The organism is Leptospira gomenensis, from assembly GCF_004770155.1.
GTDB classification, from domain to species: domain Bacteria; phylum Spirochaetota; class Leptospiria; order Leptospirales; family Leptospiraceae; genus Leptospira; species Leptospira gomenensis.
In genome coordinates this window covers 14,487-34,126 of the sequence record NZ_RQFA01000074.1, presented here as the reverse complement: position 1 = coordinate 34,126, position 19,640 = coordinate 14,487, and the positions used below count along the sequence as shown (strand labels likewise).

The following is a 19,640-nucleotide window of genomic DNA, read 5'->3' as shown; positions in this document are numbered from 1 at the left end:
TAAACGCGGCACAAGCCTTCGCATGGGATAGAACGCCGCCGATATAATTCATAGCGGTGTCGCTCAGGTTCTGATATCCCTTACCCGCGAAAAGATTCACTCCGTTTTTCCAGATGGACTGGTGACAGTGCATCCCGTTACCGTTATCACCATACAGAGGTTTCGGCATGAATGTTGCGGTTTTACCGTATTGGTGGGCGACCATCTTCACGACGTATTTCAATTTTTGAACGTTATCCGCAGCTTCGATCAAAGTTCCGAACTTCACACCGATCTCACCTTGCCCTTGCGCCACCTCGTGGTGAACCACGAAAGTTTCCATGCCGATCTGGTGGAGAGTTTTTACGATCGATGCCCGCAGGTCCACTTGCGAATCCACGGGAGCCACAGGAAAATACCCTCCCTTCGTTCCGGGACGGTGACCGGTGTTGGTGGAACCAGGAAAATCCGTGTGGGAATTCCAAATCCCTTCGGAAGAATCGATCTCGTAGTATTGAACGTTGATCGCATCTCTTACTTTAATATTGTCGAAGATAAAAAATTCGTTTTCGGGACCGAAATAAGCGGTGTCCGCCAAGCCGGACGAATCCAGGTATTTGAGCGCTTTTTTGGCGATCGAACGCGGACACTTCTCGTAAGCGGTGCCTTTGTAGATATCGAATACGTCGCAGAAAACAACCAAAGTAGGATCCGCGGTAAACGGATCCAGAAAGATCGCATCCGTATCCGGAATCAATTGCATATCCGAACGATCGATCGGTTGCCATGCAGGAATCGAACTCCCGTCAAAAGGAAGACCTTTGAAGGAATCCTCGGTAATGGAACCTGTATGATACGATACGTGGTGCCAAGCTCCTTTGATATCCGTAAAACGGAAATCGTAGAAAAGAACGTTATTCGCCTTTGCGTAGGCGATAACTTCACTAGGTGTTCTGGACATTCTATTCTCCTGTTTGTCTTCGAGTATTAAAAATAATCTCTAATTCACGCGTTGCGTGCGTCTTTCTTAGTGATTGCAAATTTCGTACCAAACGATGAAATTCTCCGAAAATCCCAAAAAAGAGGACGCCTCTTCCTTTCCGGCAACTTGGTAGCGAATCCGAAAACAAAGTAAAATTCCTTGAACCGCAGGCAAGCCCTAAAATACAATGCGGTAGCAGATTTTACCGTTTTTCCAATCGAATCGACAACTAGCTTAAATATCGTACATGGTCGGTACCGGTAGGAAACATTCTGCATAAAATTTATTCAATATTGAGACTCGAATGAAGCCCATCCACTTTCTGAGTGAAGCCGAAATAAAACAGATCTTTCGAAAAGAGGATTGGGAATTTTTTACGAATCCAGATCCCATCCCTCACGAAGTTTCAACGGAATTTTATTCTCAAATGAAAACTTGGGCGGAAGAAAAGAAGGCGAAATATGTGGTGGAATTTCCGGAAGAAATTTTCGGCGGATCCGGATCCCGACGTTCACAACGCAGCCTGCGGCCCCTGAAAGAATATTCCACTCCCTTTTATACCGGTCTTCCTTCCCGCCGATTTCCTCCTTTTGTTTGGGGGAATTTTTTGTATGTTCCGTATCGATCCGAGAACGAAGGAAACACGGTTTCCCGAATCGGAGAAGTCGAGGAAAGGATCGAAACCGAACGGGCCCGATACGGGAAAAACGCGCGTATTTCGGCCCCGTATCGACTCGAATACAAATTGGAGGACGATCGGACTTTGGAGGAGATTTCGGAACTTTCCCTTCCGGAAACGTTGATCGAAAGGATATACGAAACTTCCGAAGGGATTTTTCTGATCACAAAAAGGCTCGGAGGATTACAAAGCGTCTTTGCCGCGCATTTCTTCTCCGAGATCGTCAAAGAAATCGAATTAAAACTTTATAAAGTTATAATAGACTTTTCCGAATTCCCGGAATCGTTTCCCGCGTGGATGAATCGCTCCGCGCACATCGTGGCCGCCCTCGATCGGAAAACTTCTCCCGGTTACGGAAATCGGACCGAACCTATTTTCGAACTACGGACGTATTCCTGTTTTAGTCCTTCCTTTCTCGTCTTTGTACTTTCCTCTTGTCTTTTGGACGCGCTGGAAAATCGGGAGGCACATAAAACCGGAGATCAAAAAAATTCCGCTCCGATTTTTTCCAAAAACGAATCCTGGAGGGATTTCACCGAACACAGGTTTGCTGCACGGATTTCGAGACAGATCGACGAGGAAGAAAGTTATTTCCAAAACCTTCTTCAAAAGGAATACGAAAACGCGATCGAAATGTTTCGAAAAAGGGTCGTCCTCGAAAATCGGGAAACTCAGGAAGTTGCGACGATAAAAATCGAGGAAATTTCAACAGCTTCCTCGTGGAAATCGTTGTTGGAAATCTGGAAATCTTAAGCGTCAAGAAACCTTGACAGGGCGATTCCCCTGAAAAAAATAGCACTGGAACCGAAAGTTTCGGGTCCAACCAAAAGCGGCGACGTAGCTCAGCTGGTTAGAGCAACGGAATCATAATCCGCAGGTCCGGGGTTCGAATCCCTGCGTCGCTAATCGTATTAAGGAGAATACATTGAAAACTTTTTTTCTGATGGTTCTTTCTCTCTTCCTTCTTGCCGGATCGGTTTCGGCTCAATCCCCTCTTTGTAACGAAATCTGCGGATTTTATTACGGTTGTGTGGAGCAAAACGCTCCCAGAAAATTGAGCGCCGACGAAAAAACGAAAGTAAAAGCCGGCTGTTTGAACTCCTGCAAAAAACACACGCAGGCGGTCGCGGCTTGTTTCGAATCCCACAAAAATCAGTGTAAACCGTTCAACGATTGTCTGGTAACGGCGTATAACGCGAATAAAAAGTAGGAACTACCACAGCGAACGTTTCGGAAATAGGATCCGAAAGTCGCAGACCGAAAGAGCGGGTAAAATCCCGCTCTTTTTTTTATCTACGGAAATCGTAAACAGTTTCTATCAGAAAAAAATTTCGGCTTCAAACGGAAAAATTCGCCGAAAACCGCTCGGCTCGAAAACGAAGGTTGCGATCCAAACGATCTAATGGTTTATTCGTTCGTCCCCATTGGTTCGTCCTTTTTTTTTCGGACATCCAAAGGAAAACACCGGACAAAGCGCAAACTCCCCTCTTAGATCCGCCGACTCCGTCTTACCTACGTTTGTCCTTCTAAGAGCGTTTCTCCGACACGCGTCCTACAGTGTTTCGTCAATTCGCGTAGCTTCGTCTAATCCGCGTTAGACGGCGGTTTCCGTAGCGCGTTCCGCGATCGCCGAAGCCTCGTCCAACTTTAAGGAAAGAATTTTTGAAATCCCCGGTTCTTCGTTGGTAACTCCGAATAAGGAATTGGCTCGGTTGATCGTAGACTGCGCGTGAGTGATTACGATGAATTGAGACTTATCCTTGAACTTGTCCAAAATTTGACAGAAACGGAGTTTATTGGCTTCATCCAACGCCGCGTCGATCTCGTCCAAAAAGCAGAACGGGGAAGGTTTGACCATATAGATGGCGAACAACAACGCGATCGCGGTCATCGATTTTTCACCGCCCGACAACAAACGCAGATTCTGAACGTGTTTGCCCGGAGGTTCCGCCATAATTTCGATTCCCGCGTTGAGACTGTCCTCTCCTTCCGTGAGTTCGAGCATCGCCCGTCCTCCGTTGAACAACGTGGAAAACGTTTCCTGAAAATTCTCCCGAATTTTTTCGAAGGTTTCTCGGAAGAGTTTTTCCGATTCTTCGTTGATGCGGTTCAGAACTTCTTCCACGTCCGATTTGGATTTTTCTATGTCCTCTTTTTGAACGCGATGATGTTCGTAAATTTCCTTAACGCTTCTGTATTCCTCGATGGAAAGGGGATTGATGGATCCCAACATTTGGATATCGGATTTAAGACGTTTGAGTTTTACCTCTTCTTTGGTCCGTTCCAAAATTCGTTCCTGAAACTCCGCGCATAACTCCTGCTCGGAGATGGAATAATCGTTGTACAGTTCCTCCGTAAAAGAATCGATCTGCACCTTGAGACCGGAAACGGTCCTTTCCTTTTCGGTCAGAACCGGAATGAGGTTTTTAAAATCGTCCTGATTTTTTTGGATATCGGATTTGAGAGTTTGAATCTCTTTGAGAATATTACGAAGCGCTTCCTTTTCGGATTCGAGAGCGCGACTCATATCCAAAAATTCGTTGTAGCTGGATTCGATCTGTTGTTCGAGGTCGATCACTTCCTTTTCGAATTCCGACTTTTTGGAAATTACGTTCTGGATTCCATCCTTCGCGTTTTGAATCCGCTTTTCGATTTCTTCCTTTCTTACTTGAATGGCTTTGGCCGCTTCCAGTCTGGAATTTTTTTCCGAACCCAGTTCCAAAACTTTTTTTTCCAAAAATACGGTCTGTTCCTTGTTCGATTCCAGATTTTCGCGAAGGGATTCTATCCTTAAACCGGAGTCCTTGATGTTTCTCGTGAGATTTTCGTTTTCCAAAATCAGATCTTCGATCTGTTGATCCAAACTTTCCTTTCTGGTCAAAAAACCGTCCCGGTCGAAAAGAATATTCCGAATCATATCTTCGAGATGAACGAACTCTTCGAGTTTGGATTGTAGTTCTCCGAGTTGTAATTTCTCCAAAACCGCGGCGATTTTATCCGCATCGGAAACGTTTGAATTTTCACGCAGAACGGCGATTTCCCTCGCGTATTCGGACATCTTGGAAAGAAGGAATTCCTTCAATTCCTTCCGACGGTTTTCGGTATCGATCGCCTCTTTCTTTCGAGATTCCAACTGACTGATCAGTTCAAAGATGACTTCCTTCAATCGTTCCCGAAGTTCGTTGTGCGTCTTATCGTTGGAGGCGATCTTGGATTCCTTTTCCGCGACGGAAAGAGTTTCGTCTTCGATTTGTTTTTCCAAACCGAGTTTCGCCTCTTTTAACTTCCCGATCTCTTCCTCGAGAATTTCGATTTCCCCTTCCAGCTCGGAACATTCCTTCTGGATCCGTTCCAAATCAATGACGAGAAGACTCAAAGAGGATTCTTCGCCGTTTAACGTACGGGTCATCTCGGAAATCCTTTCGTCGTATTCCAGAATGATCTGTTTGTTCTTTTCTATCTTTTCCTTTTGGATTTTGGTTTGGGACAGATGATCGTATAATTTTTTGTCGATATCGGAGACGCGTTTTTCGATTTCCGATTTATCTTTTTCTAATACTTCGATTCTTCCGGTTTCCTCGCTGATCGTATCGAGCAAGGTTTGGTTTTTATCCTTGATTCCCTGCAGCTCCTCTTCGGAGCTTTTTAATTTTTTGGTCAGAGTGGAGAATTTCAGATAACGAATGATTTTGTCGGTTTCGTCCAACTCCGCCTTGAGTTTGAAATAGGCTTCCGCTTTCTCGGCTTGTTTTTCCTTGACTTCCATTTCTTTTTTCATGGAATTCATGATGTCTTGGATTCGGAGAAGATTTTGTTTCGTGTCTTCGAGACGTTTGAGCGCTTCCTGACGTTCCACCTTAAAACGCGAAACCCCCGCCGCTTCTTCGAAGATCAGTCTTCTTTCCTCCGGTTTGGAATGAAGAATCCGATCCACCTTTCCTTGTTCCATGATCGAATACGAAGACTTTCCGATTCCGGTGTCCATCAGAAGTTTTTCGATATCCTTTCTTTGAACCCGTGCGTCGTTGATACAATACTCGTTGTTCCCGTCCATGTAAAGACGACGAGTCATCTTTACCGTCGGGTAATCCATCTTGATCAGTTTGGAGGAATTGTCAAAGACGACCGAAACTTCCGCATAACCCGCCGGCTTACGCGCTTCGGAACCGTGAAAGATGACGTCGTCCATCTTATCCCCGCGAAGACCTTTCGCGGACTTTTCGCCGAACACCCATTTGACGGCGTCTACGATATTCGACTTACCGCTTCCGTTCGGACCGACGACGGCCGTAAACCCCGGATCCAAAAGGACCTCGGTTTCGTCCGCGAATGTTTTGAATCCAACAATATTCAGACTTTTTAAATACATAGTTTTTGTGTTTTTCGTTTCCGAAAGTTCCGGAAAGATGTTTCCAATTGACCAGATTTGGGCAGGGATTAGAATGCACCTGGGTTATTATGTCTCACAATCTCTCCGAAAAGACAAGAGAAATATTCGGGAAAAAGCCGTACTTATCCCTCTATTTCCAAAGGGAAGCCGATCCGAGTTTGGGCTTTTTGTTAAAACCCGCCAAAACTTCCGGAGAACGTTTTTTGGAACTCAACGGACGCGCCTTGTCGAGCGCGGTTTCTCCTAAAACCCAGGCGTTGCGAATCTTACAAACGCAGACGATCTCTTCCACCGATCTCGTAGCGGTCATCGGACTCGGAAATCCTCATTTGATCGAAGAAGTCCATTCCCGTCTCGAACCGGGACAAATTCTGTTGCTCGTGGATGAACATCCGGAACTCGTCTTTCCTCTTTGGGAGGACGTTCTCGAATCCGTGATGAACGTTCCCGGAAGACATTTGTTTTTAGGAAACTCGGCGCTCGGTCTGCTTTGGAATTATCTCGAATCCCTTCCCGTGGAACGAGTATCCGGAATCCGCGTATTTAGAAACGCCGCGAGCGCCGCGTTAAACGAAATCTATTACGGGGAATTGGAAACTAAAATTCGGAAAATTCTTTCCTCGAAGATGAGCGATCTTTTGACGAAGTTCGAATTCGAAAGGATCTGGGTGCGCAACACGTTCGTCAACGCGGCCAACTTTCCGGATCCTAAAAATCCGCGAACTAAAATCGAATCCCTCAAGGAAAAATTTTCGGGAACACCCGCGATGCTCGTATCCGCCGGTCCTTCGCTCAGAAGCCAGTGCGAATGGATTTCCAAGGTGAGGGACAAGGTGTTTTTGTTTTCCTGCGACACGTCTCTCAAGGCTCTTTTGAAATTCGGAATCGTTCCCGACGGAGTCATCACGCTCGACGCGCAGACACATTCCTTCTTTCATTTTATGGGCGCTGAATCGTCTAACGTGCCTCTTTTCGCGGACTTGGTGAGTTTTCCCCCCATTTTACGTTCTCAAAAATTCTCCTCCGTCGTACATTCGGTCACTGCAAAATACGTGGTGGACGCGAGCGGGGAATTACGCAGGGAAGTGACGGCGGGTTCCCAAACGGCGGAAAAATTGTTGGGTTCCGTCGGGGACATTCAATCCGGAGGAAGTGTCGCGACCACGGCCTTCGACGTATTACGCAACTTGGGATGTCGGCCGATTTTTCTCGTAGGTCAGGATCTCGCCTATTCGGGAAGGGAAATCCATTCCACCGGAACGCATCACAACGAAAAATGGCTTACTCTTTTAAAACGAACCCAGAGCCTCGAAAGGATAAACGAGACGATCATCCGCAAACGGGACACACGTTTCGTTCCCTCTGCGGGAGGCGGGGAGGTTTTGACCGATTACGTTCTGGATTTGTACAGACATTGGTTTGAGGAATCCTTTCCCACTCTCGACTTTCCCGTATACAACGTAAACGTCCGGGGAGCGCACATCGCCAACTGTGACAACGTATCGATCGAAAAAGCGGATTCGATTCTTTCCTCCTTTCCCGATCACGGATATTATTGGAGAAAATTTCCGCCTTGGCGAGGAGACGGAGATACGAACGTGAATCGCGCCGACGCCGAAATTTTCCGCTCCGAATTACTGGAAACGATCCAAGCCGTTTTGCGGGAATTTTCCCGACCGGAATTCGAAGAAATTTCCTACGATACGCTCCTTTCCCGTTTTAAAGAACGGATAAAAAATAGGGAGGATCTACGTTATCTCGTTCGCAAAACGGAAATTTACGTACTAAGACATCGCGACACGTTAGACGAAACCCGAAAAAAGGATCTTTTTTTGGGAGCGGTTCTACGGGAATTTACGGGACTCAAACGCAAACTTTTGGCCGGAACCTCCGCGGATTAAAAATCGAAAATCGGATCCGAACAATCGATCCGGAACTTGCGCGCGTTTCCGGACCGAACGATCCTAATTTCCGCGCAACTATACAAACGGAACGAAGTTTCGTCGCGATCTAAAACATAAGAAAGTTCTAATGCGGAAATCGTCCCGGACCCTCGAACTTTTACGGTTACCGTTTCCCGGCTTCCCCGTTTTCGTTCTTTGATTTCGTAACCTTTCGTTTTGAGTACGGGACAGTATTTTCCCGTACGAAGTTTCCGTAATAGATAATAATCCGAATTTTTGGAAGGTGTGAAATCGACCAACCAAACATACGAATCTCCTAAGATCGAATTCCTGATTTTGAGGGTTTCGTCCGATTCTCCCAAAGGAAACGAAACGTTTCGGGCGAACTCTTCGAGGCCGGAAAAACAGGATTCCCCAATCGATTTCGATTCCCCGCCGAACAACGCGTATACGAACAAAAAAAGAAAACAGACGCAAGAAATCGCAGCCGGACCTAAAACGCGAAAAAAGAAAACGAAACCCGAAAAAATCGAAAGGCCGCTCAACGCGCCTCTGCCAAGAAAACCGACCCGGGAACGGCTTCTTCGTACGGCCGAGGGCAATTCATCGGATCCAACGGATCGCATAGGCGAGGAAGTACAACAACGAACAAAGGAGCGCCAAACAACCGAGTAGAAAAAATCCGAATCCCAACAATCGTGCGATCGGTTTCGGAATCGGAAACGAGATGAACAAAATCATCTGGTTCAGTTCACCGGAACGCATCACGTTGAGTCCGAGAGAAGTGAAGAGAAAAAGGCCGCCGAAAAAAAGGATCAAAAATCCGCTTACGGTCACGACCGATTGTGTGAGCCATTCTATGTCTTTCAAACCGGGAACGAAAAGTATGGGAATCAGAATTCCGGAAGCGATACCTGCGACGATTCCGGAAACGTTTCCGATCCGTTCGAGACGATTACGTTCAAACAAAAAAACCTCCGAAGATACAAGATAAGAAACCGCAAACGATTTCGATTTTTTAAACCGAAATTAGGCGTTGAGGTCGATCAGATATCCCCTTCGTACGGCTTGGTCGTCCGTGTTTACTCCCACCTTAGCGATGTTACGCGCTCCAGAGTTCACTTGTTCGAGATCGGAAAGCGGATGCAGACGATCGGGCATATTCCGGACGGTAAATTCGGACTTGGAAAACTGTCTGGCTCCGGTCGAACTTTGTAGAGCGTAGTTGATTTCTTTCATCATGGCTGCGAATTCCTTTTTTATCCCATTGGAATCGCCGATTTAGGACTTTGTAAAGCGAAAATCGAATCGCGTAAACGGCGGAAGTATCGAAGTTAGGGAGAGTTTCCGTCGCGGTTCGATCCCTCGTCTTATAATCCGTCGAAGTCGAAATTCTCCTCGACCGTTTTTTTTTCCGCAATCTCGGAAAGAACGGAAACTTCCGACTGCGATTCAGGATTCGTTTCCTTGGCGGAGGATTGGGCCAATTCCAGCTCCGGTTCCCCTTCTTCCTTCATCCTTGTCAAAAGGGAGAATCCTTCGGGCTCGCGCACGAACTCGGGAAAATATTCGTAAAAAAGTTTCGCGGAAACGATCCGGAACTTGGAAGGATACGCGTTCCAATACGTTTTGGAAAAAGAAACGTCCGGTAGTTGTTGGAATTGAATCCTGTCCTCGAAATCGTTAAACTCCTGTTTGGTGAAGACCGGATTTCTTTCCGTGATCAGATCCTTGAGAATGATCCAGTCGAGTTTAAAACGCATTCGATAACCCTGAAACGCCGTGGATCTTTGTATGAGATTGACGAGACGTTTGAGCGGATAATCCCTCTGTGCGTACGGGGTAAGATAGATGAGCAGATAACGTTGCGAAAATCCGAGCGGTTCCCAGACTCGGTCCGGAAAAGGTTTCCCTTCCTCCGATTTAAGATCGTCTAAAATGGATTGTAGTTCGGGTACGTCTTCGGTAGGATCCGCGTAGAATTCCTGTTTTTCAATCTCGCCGAATTCCCCGTAATACAACCATTTGTAAAGATCCGGAATTTCGAAGACGGGGTGATATTGGATGAACTGATCCAAAAACGCGATCTTTTCCTCGCGGGTTTTGTTATCGTCGATTTCTCTCTGAATCACGTTCTTCTTCCCTTTCTTCCTGTACGGCGAACAACTCGGACCGATCAAGAATCCGGAGAATGTTTTCCCTATGGGTGAGAATGATTCCGACCGAAACCAAAATCATCGTTCCGAGTACCCAATAGGAAATTTCCTCGTGTAAAAGAAGAATCGAGGAAACAGAGTAAACGATCGGAAGCGTTAGGGAAGCAAAAATCGATCCCAAGGACACGAATTTAAAGAATTTATAAACCGCTAAAAAAACGACGACCGCTCCCAGACAGGCGATCGGTGCGAGAACCAGAAAGACGCCTAACGCAGTCGCGACGCCCTTTCCGCCTTTAAATCCCAAAAACGGGGAAAACATATGACCGCAGACCGATACGACCCCGCAGAGGAGTTGGAAGGGAATCCCTCCTTCCGGAACGTAAACGCCCGAAAGATAAACGGGCAACATTCCCTTACCGACGTCCAAAAGTAAAACCGGAAATCCGAATTTCCAACCTACGAGTCGGCCGACGTTGGTCGCACCTATGTTCTTGCTTCCCGCCTTGCGAATGTCCACGCCCGCAAAACGAAGGGCGATCCAATATCCGAACGGAATCGATCCCGCGAAAAAACTCGAAACTACGGCGAGGAAAAAATTCATTTTCGATCCGATCGAAATTCCAGACGAACCGGAATTCCCTGTAATCCGTATGTTTCTGTAAGTTTCTTTTTTAAGAAGGAGACCAGGTTGGATTTGAAATATTCCACGTGATTGACGAATAAAATCAGATGAAACGGAGAAGTGGAAACCTGAGTACAATACAACATCTTAGGAGGTTGATGCGCCGAGAAGGAACGGGCCGCGGTTCCCATCCAGTTCCGCAGATTTTTGTTCAATTCGGAAGTGCTTACCTTACGTTTGGAACGGGACGCAAGATCGAAGGAAAGATCCAGAAGTTTTTTTACCCTGAGTTTTTCGGTCGCGCTGATCGTGATGATCGGCACTTCGTTTAACAACGGAAACCGGGAATACAATTTCCGTTTATATTCCTGAAACGTTTTGTCGGTTTTGTCCTCGATCGTGTCCCATTTGTTGACCGCGATCAGAAACGGTTTTCCCTTTTCCTGAAGAAGAGAAGTGATCTTTTTGTCGAAATCGCCGAAACCTTTTTTGGCGTCCAAGAGGTGCACGACCAAATCGCTCGATTCGATCGACTTTAGGGTTCTCTGATACGAATAGAATTCGAGCGCCTCCGCGGACTTACTTCCCTTTCGGATTCCCGCCGTGTCGGTCAGAAGCAGTCTGTGTTCCCCGAACTCTAGAAGTGTATCCACCGAATCTCGTGTAGTTCCGGCCACCTCGCTGACGACCGCACGTTCGTAACCGCAGATCGCATTGAGAAGACTGGACTTTCCCGAGTTCGGTTTTCCTACGATGGCGAGCCTGAATTCGTATTCCTCTTCGGCCACGGGAAGTGCGGGAGCGTCCTTGTTTTTGGAGGAGGATATCTTTTCGATCCATACCTTTCCCGGCTTGTTACTTAAGAAAAACTTAATTTTCTCAAGTAACAACCCCAAATTTTTTCTGCCGAGGGCGGAGATGGGAAGCACCTCGGCGAGCCCCATCCTGTAGAATTCCTCCAGATCGAATTCGTCCAGTTCCTTGTCGGCTTTGTTGACGCAGTAGAGGATCGGTTTGTCGGCGACGGCGGGTTCCCGTCTGAGATATTCGAGGAGACCATGGTCGGCCGGGGTGATCAGGTTCTTATCTAATAAGAAGACGATCACGTCGGATTCCTTAAGTTGTCTATAAGCGGTTTCTAATATGGATTGCGAAAGTAGATCCGGATTTTCTATGTCCAACCCGGGGGTGTCGCAGAGATAAAAGTCGAGATCCTTTTCTTCCTGATAAATCCTCGCGGAAAGAACGTCGCGTGTAACTCCGGGATAATCCTCTGTGATCGCCAATTTTTTTCTGATGAGTGCGTTGAAGAGCGTGGACTTTCCCACGTTCTGTCTTCCCACGATGGAAACGACCGGAATCCTTTCCCCCGCGTTTTTACGAGGGGCTTTGATTTTCGTTTCATCGGATTCTTCATTTCTTTTTTTTACGGCCTTTGCCATGTTTGCCTAACCGGATCAGGAATCGTAACGATTCGCGGATTTTATCGCGCGCGCGATTTCCTGTTTCGCGTCTTTTTTCTGCATATCGTCCCGTTTATCGTGGAGTTTTTTCGGTTTGGCCAAAGCGATCTCCACTTTGACGCGCAGGTTGTTCTTAAAATAAACCTTGGTGGCGACCAAAACCAAACCCTTCTCCTTAACCTGACGATCCAATTTCTCGATTTCCTTTTTGTGAAGGAGAAGTTTTCGAGGACGTATTTCGGGGTGATTGGAATAACCTCCGTTTTTATACGGAGCGATGGAGAAGTTCTCCAGAAACACTTCCCCGTTTTTTATCTTTGCGAAAGCGTCGGTGAGATTTCCCTTTTTATCGCGGAGACTTTTGACTTCCGATCCGGACAAAACGATTCCTGCTTCGAGGAAGGAAATCAGCTCGAAGTTGAACTTGGCCTTTTTGTTGACCAAAGGGGAATGTCCGGAATCTTCCTTTTTGTTCGTCATGATCGTTTCGCTCCTGTTTGCCGACCGGATATTCTACGCGGCCGTTTCGACTTACGATTTGGACGCGGTTTTGATCCGCGCGCTCGGATCCGTAAGAAGGCAAAGGGAGTAAATCCAGTTTTTTGAATAAAAGGCCGGGGCCAAGTGAAAAACTACTCGGTTTTACAAAGACGCGCGGAGTACGTCCTTTTTCCGAATTCGAAAAAGCCGTCTTTTAACGTAACTATCTTCCGGTTTCGTGTCGAACCGGGCCGCACAGATTCCCATGCAGTTCGTATGTTTTCCTTCGGACGACTAAAAACGCCTACGTCGGAAGACGTCCTTTAGGAAACGAATACGAAAACCTCTACGATCAATTTCTCATACTGTGATGGGTCAAAATCAATCTGCCGAGTTCGGTTCCGATCAAATTGGGCATATTGTAAAAGTTGTCCGAAGTGATCTGGATGGAATCCTGAAACAGATGTTCCGCGATGTATCTTCTACCCAAACCCACACCGAGAAAGACGTAATTTCTGTTTTGGTTTTTAAGAATTTCCGCATGAAGTTTGCGGTTGTCGCGCGAGTTGATTTCGTCTTCGACTTCGGCCTTTCCTCTTTGTCCTCGGAAATCGGAAATCATCACGACGATTTTTGTTTGAGCTTCGGGCGAAAAATAAGTTTCCACTTTTTCGAGAAGTTGATATTCCTCGACGGAATCGCCTTGCCAGTCGGTGCGGAGATAATTGAACATCTCCTCTTCCTTCGCCTCGTCGTATTCCTCGTCCAGACGTTTGATCGGAATCAGATCGATACGATCCTTTTTGTTGTTCCGATCGGAATACGCGTGGATGGAAAAATCCACCTCGTGTTCGCGGAGAATATACGCGGAGGACAACATCGCCGAAATCACGGCGACCGCATATTCGAAGTTAAAGATTCTTCTGGATTTGGAAACGAGAAAGGCGACTTCCACACCTTTCAACTTTTCCTCGTTTTTGTCGATGATGGTCCGATCAAAAACCTTGGAATCCCCTCTTCCCGAAAGAAAGGAAATATATTTCCGAGCGTCGATACGATTTCCTTCGTTACGATACATACGCGTGATGTCGATTTCCGGATCGAACAAACGATCCAGATTGAGTTCTATGTCTTCGAGGCTCTGACCGAACACTTCCTTAAATTCCTTCAAAGAAACCTGGATCGTATATTCCCAAAGTATTTTGCGTTTGGCGAGGAATTGTTTGTAAAGTTCTTCGGTGCGATATCCCCAGGCACCGCCGCCGCCGGCCGGTTCTCCTTGTCCTTGATTGCCCCGTGTTTCCTGGCCGTACCAAGCGTCCGCGCCTTCCTTGACCTGACCGCCCGTTTCGGGAGTGTCAATCTCCAAACCTCTGCGAAGCGGATTTCCCGAATTGAGAAGTTTGGCTTTACCGGTCAGCGCCTCTCGCTCGTGCAATTCCGGATTCCACCACCGTTTTTTTTCAACGTCGGTGACCGCGGTCGTCAGAGTTTTTTTTTTCTTCTCCTCCAGAATTTTGAAGAAGTCCGATTCGATTTCGATTCCGGAAATTTGAAAGTCCAGAATCTTTTCGAGTTCCTGTCTTTCCTTAGGATCGGCGATCTGATTGATATAGGCGATTCTACCACCGCGGACCGCGGTTTCCTTGAGACCGTTTTCTCCCTTGGACGATTCCGCATAACGCAGAATATGATCCTTCCAAAAAAGAAGATTGGAGAGACCGAACAGATACGGAAGCAGATTGGCGGAACCGATGCTGCGTTTTTTGGCGAGATCCCGGATCTTAAGATGAAAGGTGACCATCTTAAGGATCAGACTGTTGCCGGGAAGATAGAACGAAAGAATTTCGGTTAACGTGGATTCGTCTTCCAGATCCGGAAAAAGAATACTCGTAAAACGGTTTCTAAACGCGCGGGAAATCGTCGCCGTGGACTTGGATTTGCGGAAAAGTTTGAGCGCGAAAATCCTGGAATCTTCCGCGAGCGGGACCGGTTCCGTTTTACCGCTTTCGGGAGGTAGGGTCAACGATCTCGCGTCGTCCGTGAGCATGTTCAGTTTTTCCACGAGTTCCGCACCGGCCGCTTCGAGGTTGGTGATGAGAATATTTCCCCCTTCTCGGATTCCCCGAGTCAGAGGACCGTCCACCCAATCCACCTGCGAACCTCCGATCGGTTTTAAGGCGCCGATGATGTCGGAGGTGTGAATTCCCTTACACAAACTTACGGTTTCCAGCGGAAGACCCGAAATTTCGGTGAACAGAGGAAGAAGGATCTGCGGATCCTGTTCCTCCGAATATTCGATGAGAACGTTTTCCTGAAACTGAACCGCGGTGAAGATTTTCTCCGAAAATTCCCGGAGTTTCAAAGGCAAGGGGGTATCGTTTAACAGTTGTTTGGCGCGATTCTCGTCCCGAACCGGAACGGCCTTGTCGTTGCAGTACAAAAATCCTTTGTGAACCTGGAACTGGGGCTCGGGCAGAGCTGGAATTTGAGAAAGTCCGGTTTCCTGCAGTAGTAGTTCGATCTGAAGATCACGGTCCTCTTTTTTACGGAACGGTTCCGCGTAAAAATTCCAAAACTCTCTAAACTGAAGTTCCTTCGTGTCGGCCTTCAACCCGAGCAGACGGTTGCAGACTTTTTTGAGATTGCGGATATTGAAGTGATACTTCTCCAGATCACCTTTGCCTAATTTTCCGGCGACCACCCTACCTTCGGTTTCGAGGGAAATACGAATGCACGATTGTAGAAGTGATTCGCTCAGAGCGGGATACAATTTTTTCAGGATGAAAAGGATTTCGTCCGGGGTATGAGGATCGATGAATACGACGGAGAAAAAACGGGTGATGTCGAAGGGAAGCGGCTTGCGGCCTTCGAACCCTTCGGAAGGATTTTGAGTACCGATAAAGTTAAACCCGTCTCCGCAGAGAATTCTGGAACCGTCCCCTTCGATGAGTTCCAGATAGGAAGATTCATACACGGTGGAAAAACGTTTGATGATATGGGGAGGACAAAGATTCATTTCGTCCGCGACAAAACTATGGCCCGCGCGGATCGCGGAGGTCAACGGTCCGTCGGACCAAACAAACCCTTTTCCATCCATCAAAATCCGATACGAACCGATCAAATCCTCGGGCAGAGTATCTTCGTTAAAACTGAAACGGGAGGTGGGATGGTTTCGTTTGAAGTTGATATAATAGATGAGGGCGTTTTTCCCCACACCCGCGTCCCCCACAAGGAGAACGGGTTTTCCTTCCAGCAAAGGATAGAGAATGTTGGATAAATTGCGAACGGTAGAATCCGTCTCCACGAGATCGGAGCCGAGCGTTCCCGTGTTGATTCCGGCCCGAGAAACGGGAACGGAAAGACCGGCGATGTTTACGGTTTCCATGACTCAACGTTTTTCCGGACGGAATCCTCTGGCAACCTGAATTCCCGAAATATAGTTTGAACAGTTTTGGAATTGTTTGACTTACAAACCAACTTTTTGAAAAGATTCTTACGGGAACGTTATTTTACGGTGGTTCTCTCCGTTCCAAATTGCAAAAAGGATTCAGTATGAGTCAAAGTACGTTAGAATATGTTTTAGCCGATCGTATCCAAGGACTGGATACATCCGCAATTCGAAAGGCATTCGAACTCGCGGGAACCTTAAAAAATCCGATCAACCTTTCCATCGGACAACCGCATTTCCCTTGTCCCGCGAATATTATAGAATCCGGATGTAAGGCTCTGCGCGACGGCAAAACCGCCTACACACTGACCGGAGGAATTCCGGAATTACGTTCCGCACTCGCGGAAAAATACAAGACGTCCAACGGAATTTCCTACGCGACTCCGGAACGGATCTTAGTCACTTCCGGAATCAGTTCCGCCTTTTTACTTTTATTCAATGCGTTGTTAAACGAAGGCGACGAATGCCTCGTGGTGACCCCGCACTTTCTGATGTATCCGGCCTACATCAAGATCTACGGAGGAAGGATGAACACGGTACACGAATCCTTTTCTCCGGAAGAACTCGAAAAATTCTCTACCAAAAAACTCAAGATCATCATCTATTCCTCTCCTTCCAATCCGACGGGAAAAATCCTTTCCCGTAAACAGCTGGAAGCGTTGGCCGAACTCGCCCAAAAAACCGGAGCCTATCTGATCTCGGACGAGATCTACGAACTTTTCGACTACGATAAGAAGTTCGTGTCGGTCGGATCCTTTTACGAAAAGGCGATCACGTTATCGGGGTTTTCCAAAACATACAGCATGACGGGGCTTCGACTCGCGTCCATCCTAGCGCCCGAACCTATTATAAAAACGTTAACTACTTTACAACAATACACTCTCGTCTGTGCCCCTTCCGTAACTCAGTGGATGGGACTCGAGGCCCTAAAGACCGATATGAGTCCCTACATCGCGGACTATAAGGAAAAAAGGGATTTCGTCTACGAATCCTTAAAGGACAAATACGAAATCTCCAAAAGCGAAGGTGCGTTTTATTTCTTCTTCAAAATCAAGGACAAGGACGAAGACTTCATCCTGCGCGCAGTCAAGGAAAAGGAATTGATCCTGGTTCCGGGATATATCTTCACGGATTCCAAAAACTACATACGGATCAGTTTCGCATCCGAATGGGAAAACTTAAAACGGGGAATTGCTGCGCTTGGCGAACTCGCCTGATCCGGTTCCGTTTTACGTTATGGCGCTCTTCGGAAGCCTGGGCGCCGCCTCCTTGGGAAGTTTTTACGTCACCTTAGGATTTCGAATATTAGAATATTTTTATGGACCAAAACGCAAGTCGTATTCGGGAACCGAGCGCTGGAAGCGGATTTTTCTTTCTCCGAGCGCTTGCGAATCCTGCGGAACCGAGGTCCGTTATCCGGAACTGTTACCCGTGTTAGGGTATCTTTCCGTGCGAGGAAAGTGTAAACGTTGTAATGCGAAAATTCCTCCTTTTTTTCCTCTGATCGAAGCGGCGTTCGTCTGCGTATTTTTGTTTAGTTTGTATTTCACTAAGAACGCGCCGTTCGGATTCGTATTTTTGTTTTTCTGCGGACATCTGCTAATCTCCTGTATTACGGACGTATACCGTTTTTCACTCGACTACGAAAATCTACCTTGGATCCTATTTTTCGGAATCGCGAGCCTTTATCTACTGGAGGGAAAACTTCCCGGCTGGAATGAGTTTTACGTATTCTTGGGTTTTTCGCTCTGTTTTTTAGCCTTGTATTTTTTATTCCCAGGAGGAATCGGATTCGGGGACGTTTTATTCGCGCCCGTATACGCTTTGATAGCGGGACATCCGTGGTGGATGTTCTTTCTGAACGTTTCCTACATACCGGCGGTATTATTCACTCTCGTATTTCGGAAAAAGGGAACGAGTCTGCGTAAAACTCCCATACCTATGGGGGTTTATTTCAGCTTGGGAATTTTTCTCACGGTATGCGCACGAATCTTATTCGCGCGGGAAAACCCAACGTTTTTTATTCCGTTTTTAGAATCACAAGACTTGGAACGATGAATTCGAAGAAGACAACCTCCCTCAGTTTCATCCTTATCTTCGCGTTGATGATTTCGAATTGCGGGGCTTTTTTACTTTCTCCCGGATTACGTTCCGACAATCAACTCGTCGAAGTACAACCGAACCGGACGGGAATCCAGAGAAACTTGTATCGAGTACAGGCGTTTTCCCCCGGCACCGAAGAAGATAAGGAAAAAGTTATATTCGATAGTAATAATATTTGGGAGCCGGAAACCGACTCTAAAACACTTTCGCAAACCACTCTTACGTTTTTAAAAAAAACCGATCGAACCCCCAAGATCGTCGTGGTCGAAATCCGATCCTCCGCGGGAATCGCCGGATTGAATCGGATCGGATCGATCCGGGCGAATTCATCCGTTTGCGACGTCATCGATTGGAAAATTTACCGATACGATTTCGTCCATTTCATCGATCGATTGCGTAGAAACGTATATCCCAAATACCCGGAAGAGAATTATATGCGGGAATTTCTACCACGAATGGCCTCCATCGAAGTCCGGGAAGAACCGAGAAAACGGATCATGATCCTGTTCGATCCCGGATGTTCCTTTCCAACCGCGACGAAATTGTATCTGGAACTCGTAACCGAAGAAACGATTTCCTACGAATTCGAACTCGACGGACCTAAATCGTAGTCTCTCCTTAAAAACCTTTTGTTTTACCGATTCGGAGACTTCGGGTTCGAATACCCGACGAAAAAAACAACAAAGCGCGACCACTTCGATAAACATCGATTAGGCGGGATAAAATACCAAAGCACCCATAAAGATCAAAAGCCAAAAGCCGGTTTCCACCGTTTCGCTCAAAGGTTGAATTTTTCGAATTCCTCCGTATGCGTGGACGAGCACCATCAGACCGGTGCATCCTAACAAAATGTTGAAAAAAAACGGCTGCCAAATCCTGTTTCCAGCCGCCGTGTATCCCATATAACAAAGTACCGCCATAACGCTCGCCAAACAACGTCCAAAGTAAATGGAAAGATGGTTCGTAGATTCGGTTTTCCATCCCAAAAAAGAAGCCCACCGAAGAGGGAACAAAAACATAGGCAACGCGAACATGAAAAAAGTGAACGCGACCAAAACGTAGAGAAAAATCCCCGACTCCGCGCTGAAATATCCTATCATAAGACCTCTATATTCGTTATTTATTTTTAAATAATGTATAAATAACTAAATTATTGAATCATATTTTTCTAAAATAACAAAAATATGTAAAAATAAAACATACTTAAGGAATATTCCGCATAACGGACACGGTTAGATACGGTTCGAAAGAAGACGAAAAGAGGATGACCGCAAAAGGGAAACTCAACAAAACAAGAGGGGCAGGCGGTTTCGATCGTTTTACGCCCCTCAAATCCGGATACGATCCTTCGAGATTCGACTAACGGCCGGGAACGGGACCCTTTATTATAATTAGAATATCGATTTCCCTTCGGGAATATTTTCGCGC

At 46.6% G+C, this 19,640-nt stretch carries 18 protein-coding genes and 1 tRNA gene; 8 read left to right on the top strand and 11 right to left on the bottom strand.

Translation table 11 applies throughout. From position 1 onward, the window contains the following. Window positions 1–940 (bottom strand): glutamine synthetase beta-grasp domain-containing protein (locus EHQ17_RS17360; protein WP_135736219.1); only part of this gene is annotated, 940 nt, incomplete at its 3' end. 448 nt (window positions 941–1,388) lie between these two features. Between EHQ17_RS17360 and EHQ17_RS17355 the strand changes: the two genes are divergently transcribed. The 3 genes from EHQ17_RS17355 (at window position 1,389) to EHQ17_RS17345 (ending at window position 2,850) form a co-directional block, all read left to right on the top strand. Further along, window positions 1,389–2,393 (top strand): hypothetical protein, encoded by a 1,005-nt coding sequence (locus tag EHQ17_RS17355; protein WP_135595586.1) that lies wholly within the window; start codon window positions 1,389–1,391, stop codon window positions 2,391–2,393. Window positions 2,394–2,471: 78 nt separating this feature from the next. Beyond that, window positions 2,472–2,545 (top strand) — tRNA-Met (locus tag EHQ17_RS17350). Window positions 2,546–2,565: 20 nt separating this feature from the next. Next, entirely contained in the window at window positions 2,566–2,850 is a 285-nt protein-coding gene (locus tag EHQ17_RS17345; RefSeq protein WP_135595585.1) for a Cys-rich protein, read from the top strand. A gap of 384 nt (window positions 2,851–3,234) precedes the next feature. On the opposite strand, the gene EHQ17_RS17340 is transcribed toward EHQ17_RS17345, so the two are convergent. After that, window positions 3,235–6,009 carry a chromosome segregation SMC family protein gene (locus EHQ17_RS17340; RefSeq protein WP_135595584.1) on the bottom strand — a complete coding sequence of 925 codons (2,775 nt, stop codon included), beginning with the start codon at window positions 6,007–6,009 and terminating at the stop codon, window positions 3,235–3,237. A gap of 89 nt (window positions 6,010–6,098) precedes the next feature. Between EHQ17_RS17340 and EHQ17_RS17335 the strand changes: the two genes are divergently transcribed. Next, entirely contained in the window at window positions 6,099–7,931 is a 1,833-nt protein-coding gene (locus tag EHQ17_RS17335) for a motility associated factor glycosyltransferase family protein (protein WP_135595583.1), read from the top strand. Here EHQ17_RS17335 and EHQ17_RS17330 read toward each other — a convergent pair. The 7 genes from EHQ17_RS17330 to smpB all read right to left on the bottom strand — a co-directional run bounded on the left by EHQ17_RS17330 (window position 7,928) and on the right by smpB (window position 12,658). After that, entirely contained in the window at window positions 7,928–8,536 is a 609-nt protein-coding gene (locus EHQ17_RS17330; protein WP_135595582.1) for a hypothetical protein, read from the bottom strand. The two genes, EHQ17_RS17335 and EHQ17_RS17330, sit on opposite strands and share 4 nt — an antisense overlap. Before the next feature lies 1 nt (window position 8,537). Further along, entirely contained in the window at window positions 8,538–8,903 is a 366-nt protein-coding gene (locus EHQ17_RS17325; protein ID WP_135595581.1) for a hypothetical protein, read from the bottom strand. A gap of 60 nt (window positions 8,904–8,963) precedes the next feature. Beyond that, window positions 8,964–9,176 carry a hypothetical protein gene (locus EHQ17_RS17320; RefSeq protein WP_135595580.1) on the bottom strand — a complete coding sequence of 71 codons (213 nt, stop codon included), beginning with the start codon at window positions 9,174–9,176 and terminating at the stop codon, window positions 8,964–8,966. A 128-nt stretch (window positions 9,177–9,304) separates the two neighbouring features. Further along, window positions 9,305–10,066, bottom strand: coding sequence for a hypothetical protein (locus tag EHQ17_RS17315; RefSeq protein WP_135595579.1), 762 nt, complete (start codon window positions 10,064–10,066; stop codon window positions 9,305–9,307). After that, on the bottom strand, window positions 10,041–10,694 hold the full coding sequence (plsY, locus tag EHQ17_RS17310) for a glycerol-3-phosphate 1-O-acyltransferase PlsY (protein WP_135595578.1): 654 nt from the start codon (window positions 10,692–10,694) through the stop codon (window positions 10,041–10,043). The genes EHQ17_RS17315 and plsY overlap by 26 nt, the downstream gene beginning before the upstream one ends. Beyond that, entirely contained in the window at window positions 10,691–12,157 is a 1,467-nt protein-coding gene (der, locus tag EHQ17_RS17305) for a ribosome biogenesis GTPase Der (RefSeq protein WP_135595577.1), read from the bottom strand. The genes plsY and der overlap by 4 nt, the downstream gene beginning before the upstream one ends. Before the next feature lie 15 nt (window positions 12,158–12,172). Next, window positions 12,173–12,658, bottom strand: a complete 486-nt coding sequence (gene smpB / locus EHQ17_RS17300) for an SsrA-binding protein (RefSeq protein WP_135595576.1) — start codon at window positions 12,656–12,658, stop codon at window positions 12,173–12,175. Here smpB and EHQ17_RS20300 point away from each other — a divergent pair. Next, window positions 12,648–12,770, top strand: a complete 123-nt coding sequence (locus tag EHQ17_RS20300; RefSeq protein ID WP_281276591.1) for a hypothetical protein — start codon at window positions 12,648–12,650, stop codon at window positions 12,768–12,770. The two genes, smpB and EHQ17_RS20300, sit on opposite strands and share 11 nt — an antisense overlap. 240 nt (window positions 12,771–13,010) lie before the next feature. Here EHQ17_RS20300 and EHQ17_RS17295 read toward each other — a convergent pair whose 3' ends face one another. After that, window positions 13,011–16,046 (bottom strand): AAA family ATPase, encoded by a 3,036-nt coding sequence (locus EHQ17_RS17295; protein ID WP_135595575.1) that lies wholly within the window; start codon window positions 16,044–16,046, stop codon window positions 13,011–13,013. 167 nt (window positions 16,047–16,213) lie between these two features. Between EHQ17_RS17295 and EHQ17_RS17290 the strand changes: the two genes are divergently transcribed. From EHQ17_RS17290 to EHQ17_RS17280, 3 genes are read left to right on the top strand one after another with little or no spacing between them, the layout of a single operon-like run. Further along, window positions 16,214–17,326, top strand: a complete 1,113-nt coding sequence (locus EHQ17_RS17290) for a pyridoxal phosphate-dependent aminotransferase (protein WP_135595574.1) — start codon at window positions 16,214–16,216, stop codon at window positions 17,324–17,326. Then, the gene (locus EHQ17_RS17285) at window positions 17,310–18,167 is read left to right on the top strand and encodes a prepilin peptidase (RefSeq protein WP_210412875.1); all 858 of its coding nucleotides are present in this window, start codon (window positions 17,310–17,312) and stop codon (window positions 18,165–18,167) included. Before EHQ17_RS17290 ends, EHQ17_RS17285 begins: the two co-directional genes overlap by 17 nt. Continuing rightward, complete coding sequence (locus EHQ17_RS17280; protein ID WP_135595573.1) at window positions 18,164–18,823, top strand: hypothetical protein; 660 nt, start codon at window positions 18,164–18,166, stop codon at window positions 18,821–18,823. Before EHQ17_RS17285 ends, EHQ17_RS17280 begins: the two co-directional genes overlap by 4 nt. Before the next feature lie 99 nt (window positions 18,824–18,922). On the opposite strand, the gene EHQ17_RS17275 is transcribed toward EHQ17_RS17280, so the two are convergent. After that, window positions 18,923–19,312 carry a hypothetical protein gene (locus EHQ17_RS17275; RefSeq protein WP_135595572.1) on the bottom strand — a complete coding sequence of 130 codons (390 nt, stop codon included), beginning with the start codon at window positions 19,310–19,312 and terminating at the stop codon, window positions 18,923–18,925. Between the last annotated feature and the right edge of the window lie 328 nt (window positions 19,313–19,640).

What these genes read in the sequence shown, in the direction of transcription:
- EHQ17_RS17355 (WP_135595586.1), top strand. Translation starts at nt 1,389, where the DNA reads ATGAAAACTTGGGCGGAAGAAAAGAAGGCGAAATATGTGGTGGAATTT.
- EHQ17_RS17340 (WP_135595584.1), bottom strand. Translation starts at nt 6,009, where the DNA reads ATGTATTTAAAAAGTCTGAATATTGTTGGATTCAAAACATTCGCGGAC.
- EHQ17_RS17335 (WP_135595583.1), top strand. Translation starts at nt 6,099, where the DNA reads ATGTCTCACAATCTCTCCGAAAAGACAAGAGAAATATTCGGGAAAAAG.
- EHQ17_RS17320 (WP_135595580.1), bottom strand. Translation starts at nt 9,176, where the DNA reads ATGATGAAAGAAATCAACTACGCTCTACAAAGTTCGACCGGAGCCAGA.
- plsY (WP_135595578.1), bottom strand. Translation starts at nt 10,694, where the DNA reads ATGAATTTTTTCCTCGCCGTAGTTTCGAGTTTTTTCGCGGGATCGATT.
- der (WP_135595577.1), bottom strand. Translation starts at nt 12,157, where the DNA reads ATGGCAAAGGCCGTAAAAAAAAGAAATGAAGAATCCGATGAAACGAAA.
- smpB (WP_135595576.1), bottom strand. Translation starts at nt 12,658, where the DNA reads ATGACGAACAAAAAGGAAGATTCCGGACATTCCCCTTTGGTCAACAAA.
- EHQ17_RS17295 (WP_135595575.1), bottom strand. Translation starts at nt 16,046, where the DNA reads ATGGAAACCGTAAACATCGCCGGTCTTTCCGTTCCCGTTTCTCGGGCC.
- EHQ17_RS17290 (WP_135595574.1), top strand. Translation starts at nt 16,214, where the DNA reads ATGAGTCAAAGTACGTTAGAATATGTTTTAGCCGATCGTATCCAAGGA.
- EHQ17_RS17280 (WP_135595573.1), top strand. Translation starts at nt 18,164, where the DNA reads ATGAATTCGAAGAAGACAACCTCCCTCAGTTTCATCCTTATCTTCGCG.
- EHQ17_RS17275 (WP_135595572.1), bottom strand. Translation starts at nt 19,312, where the DNA reads ATGATAGGATATTTCAGCGCGGAGTCGGGGATTTTTCTCTACGTTTTG.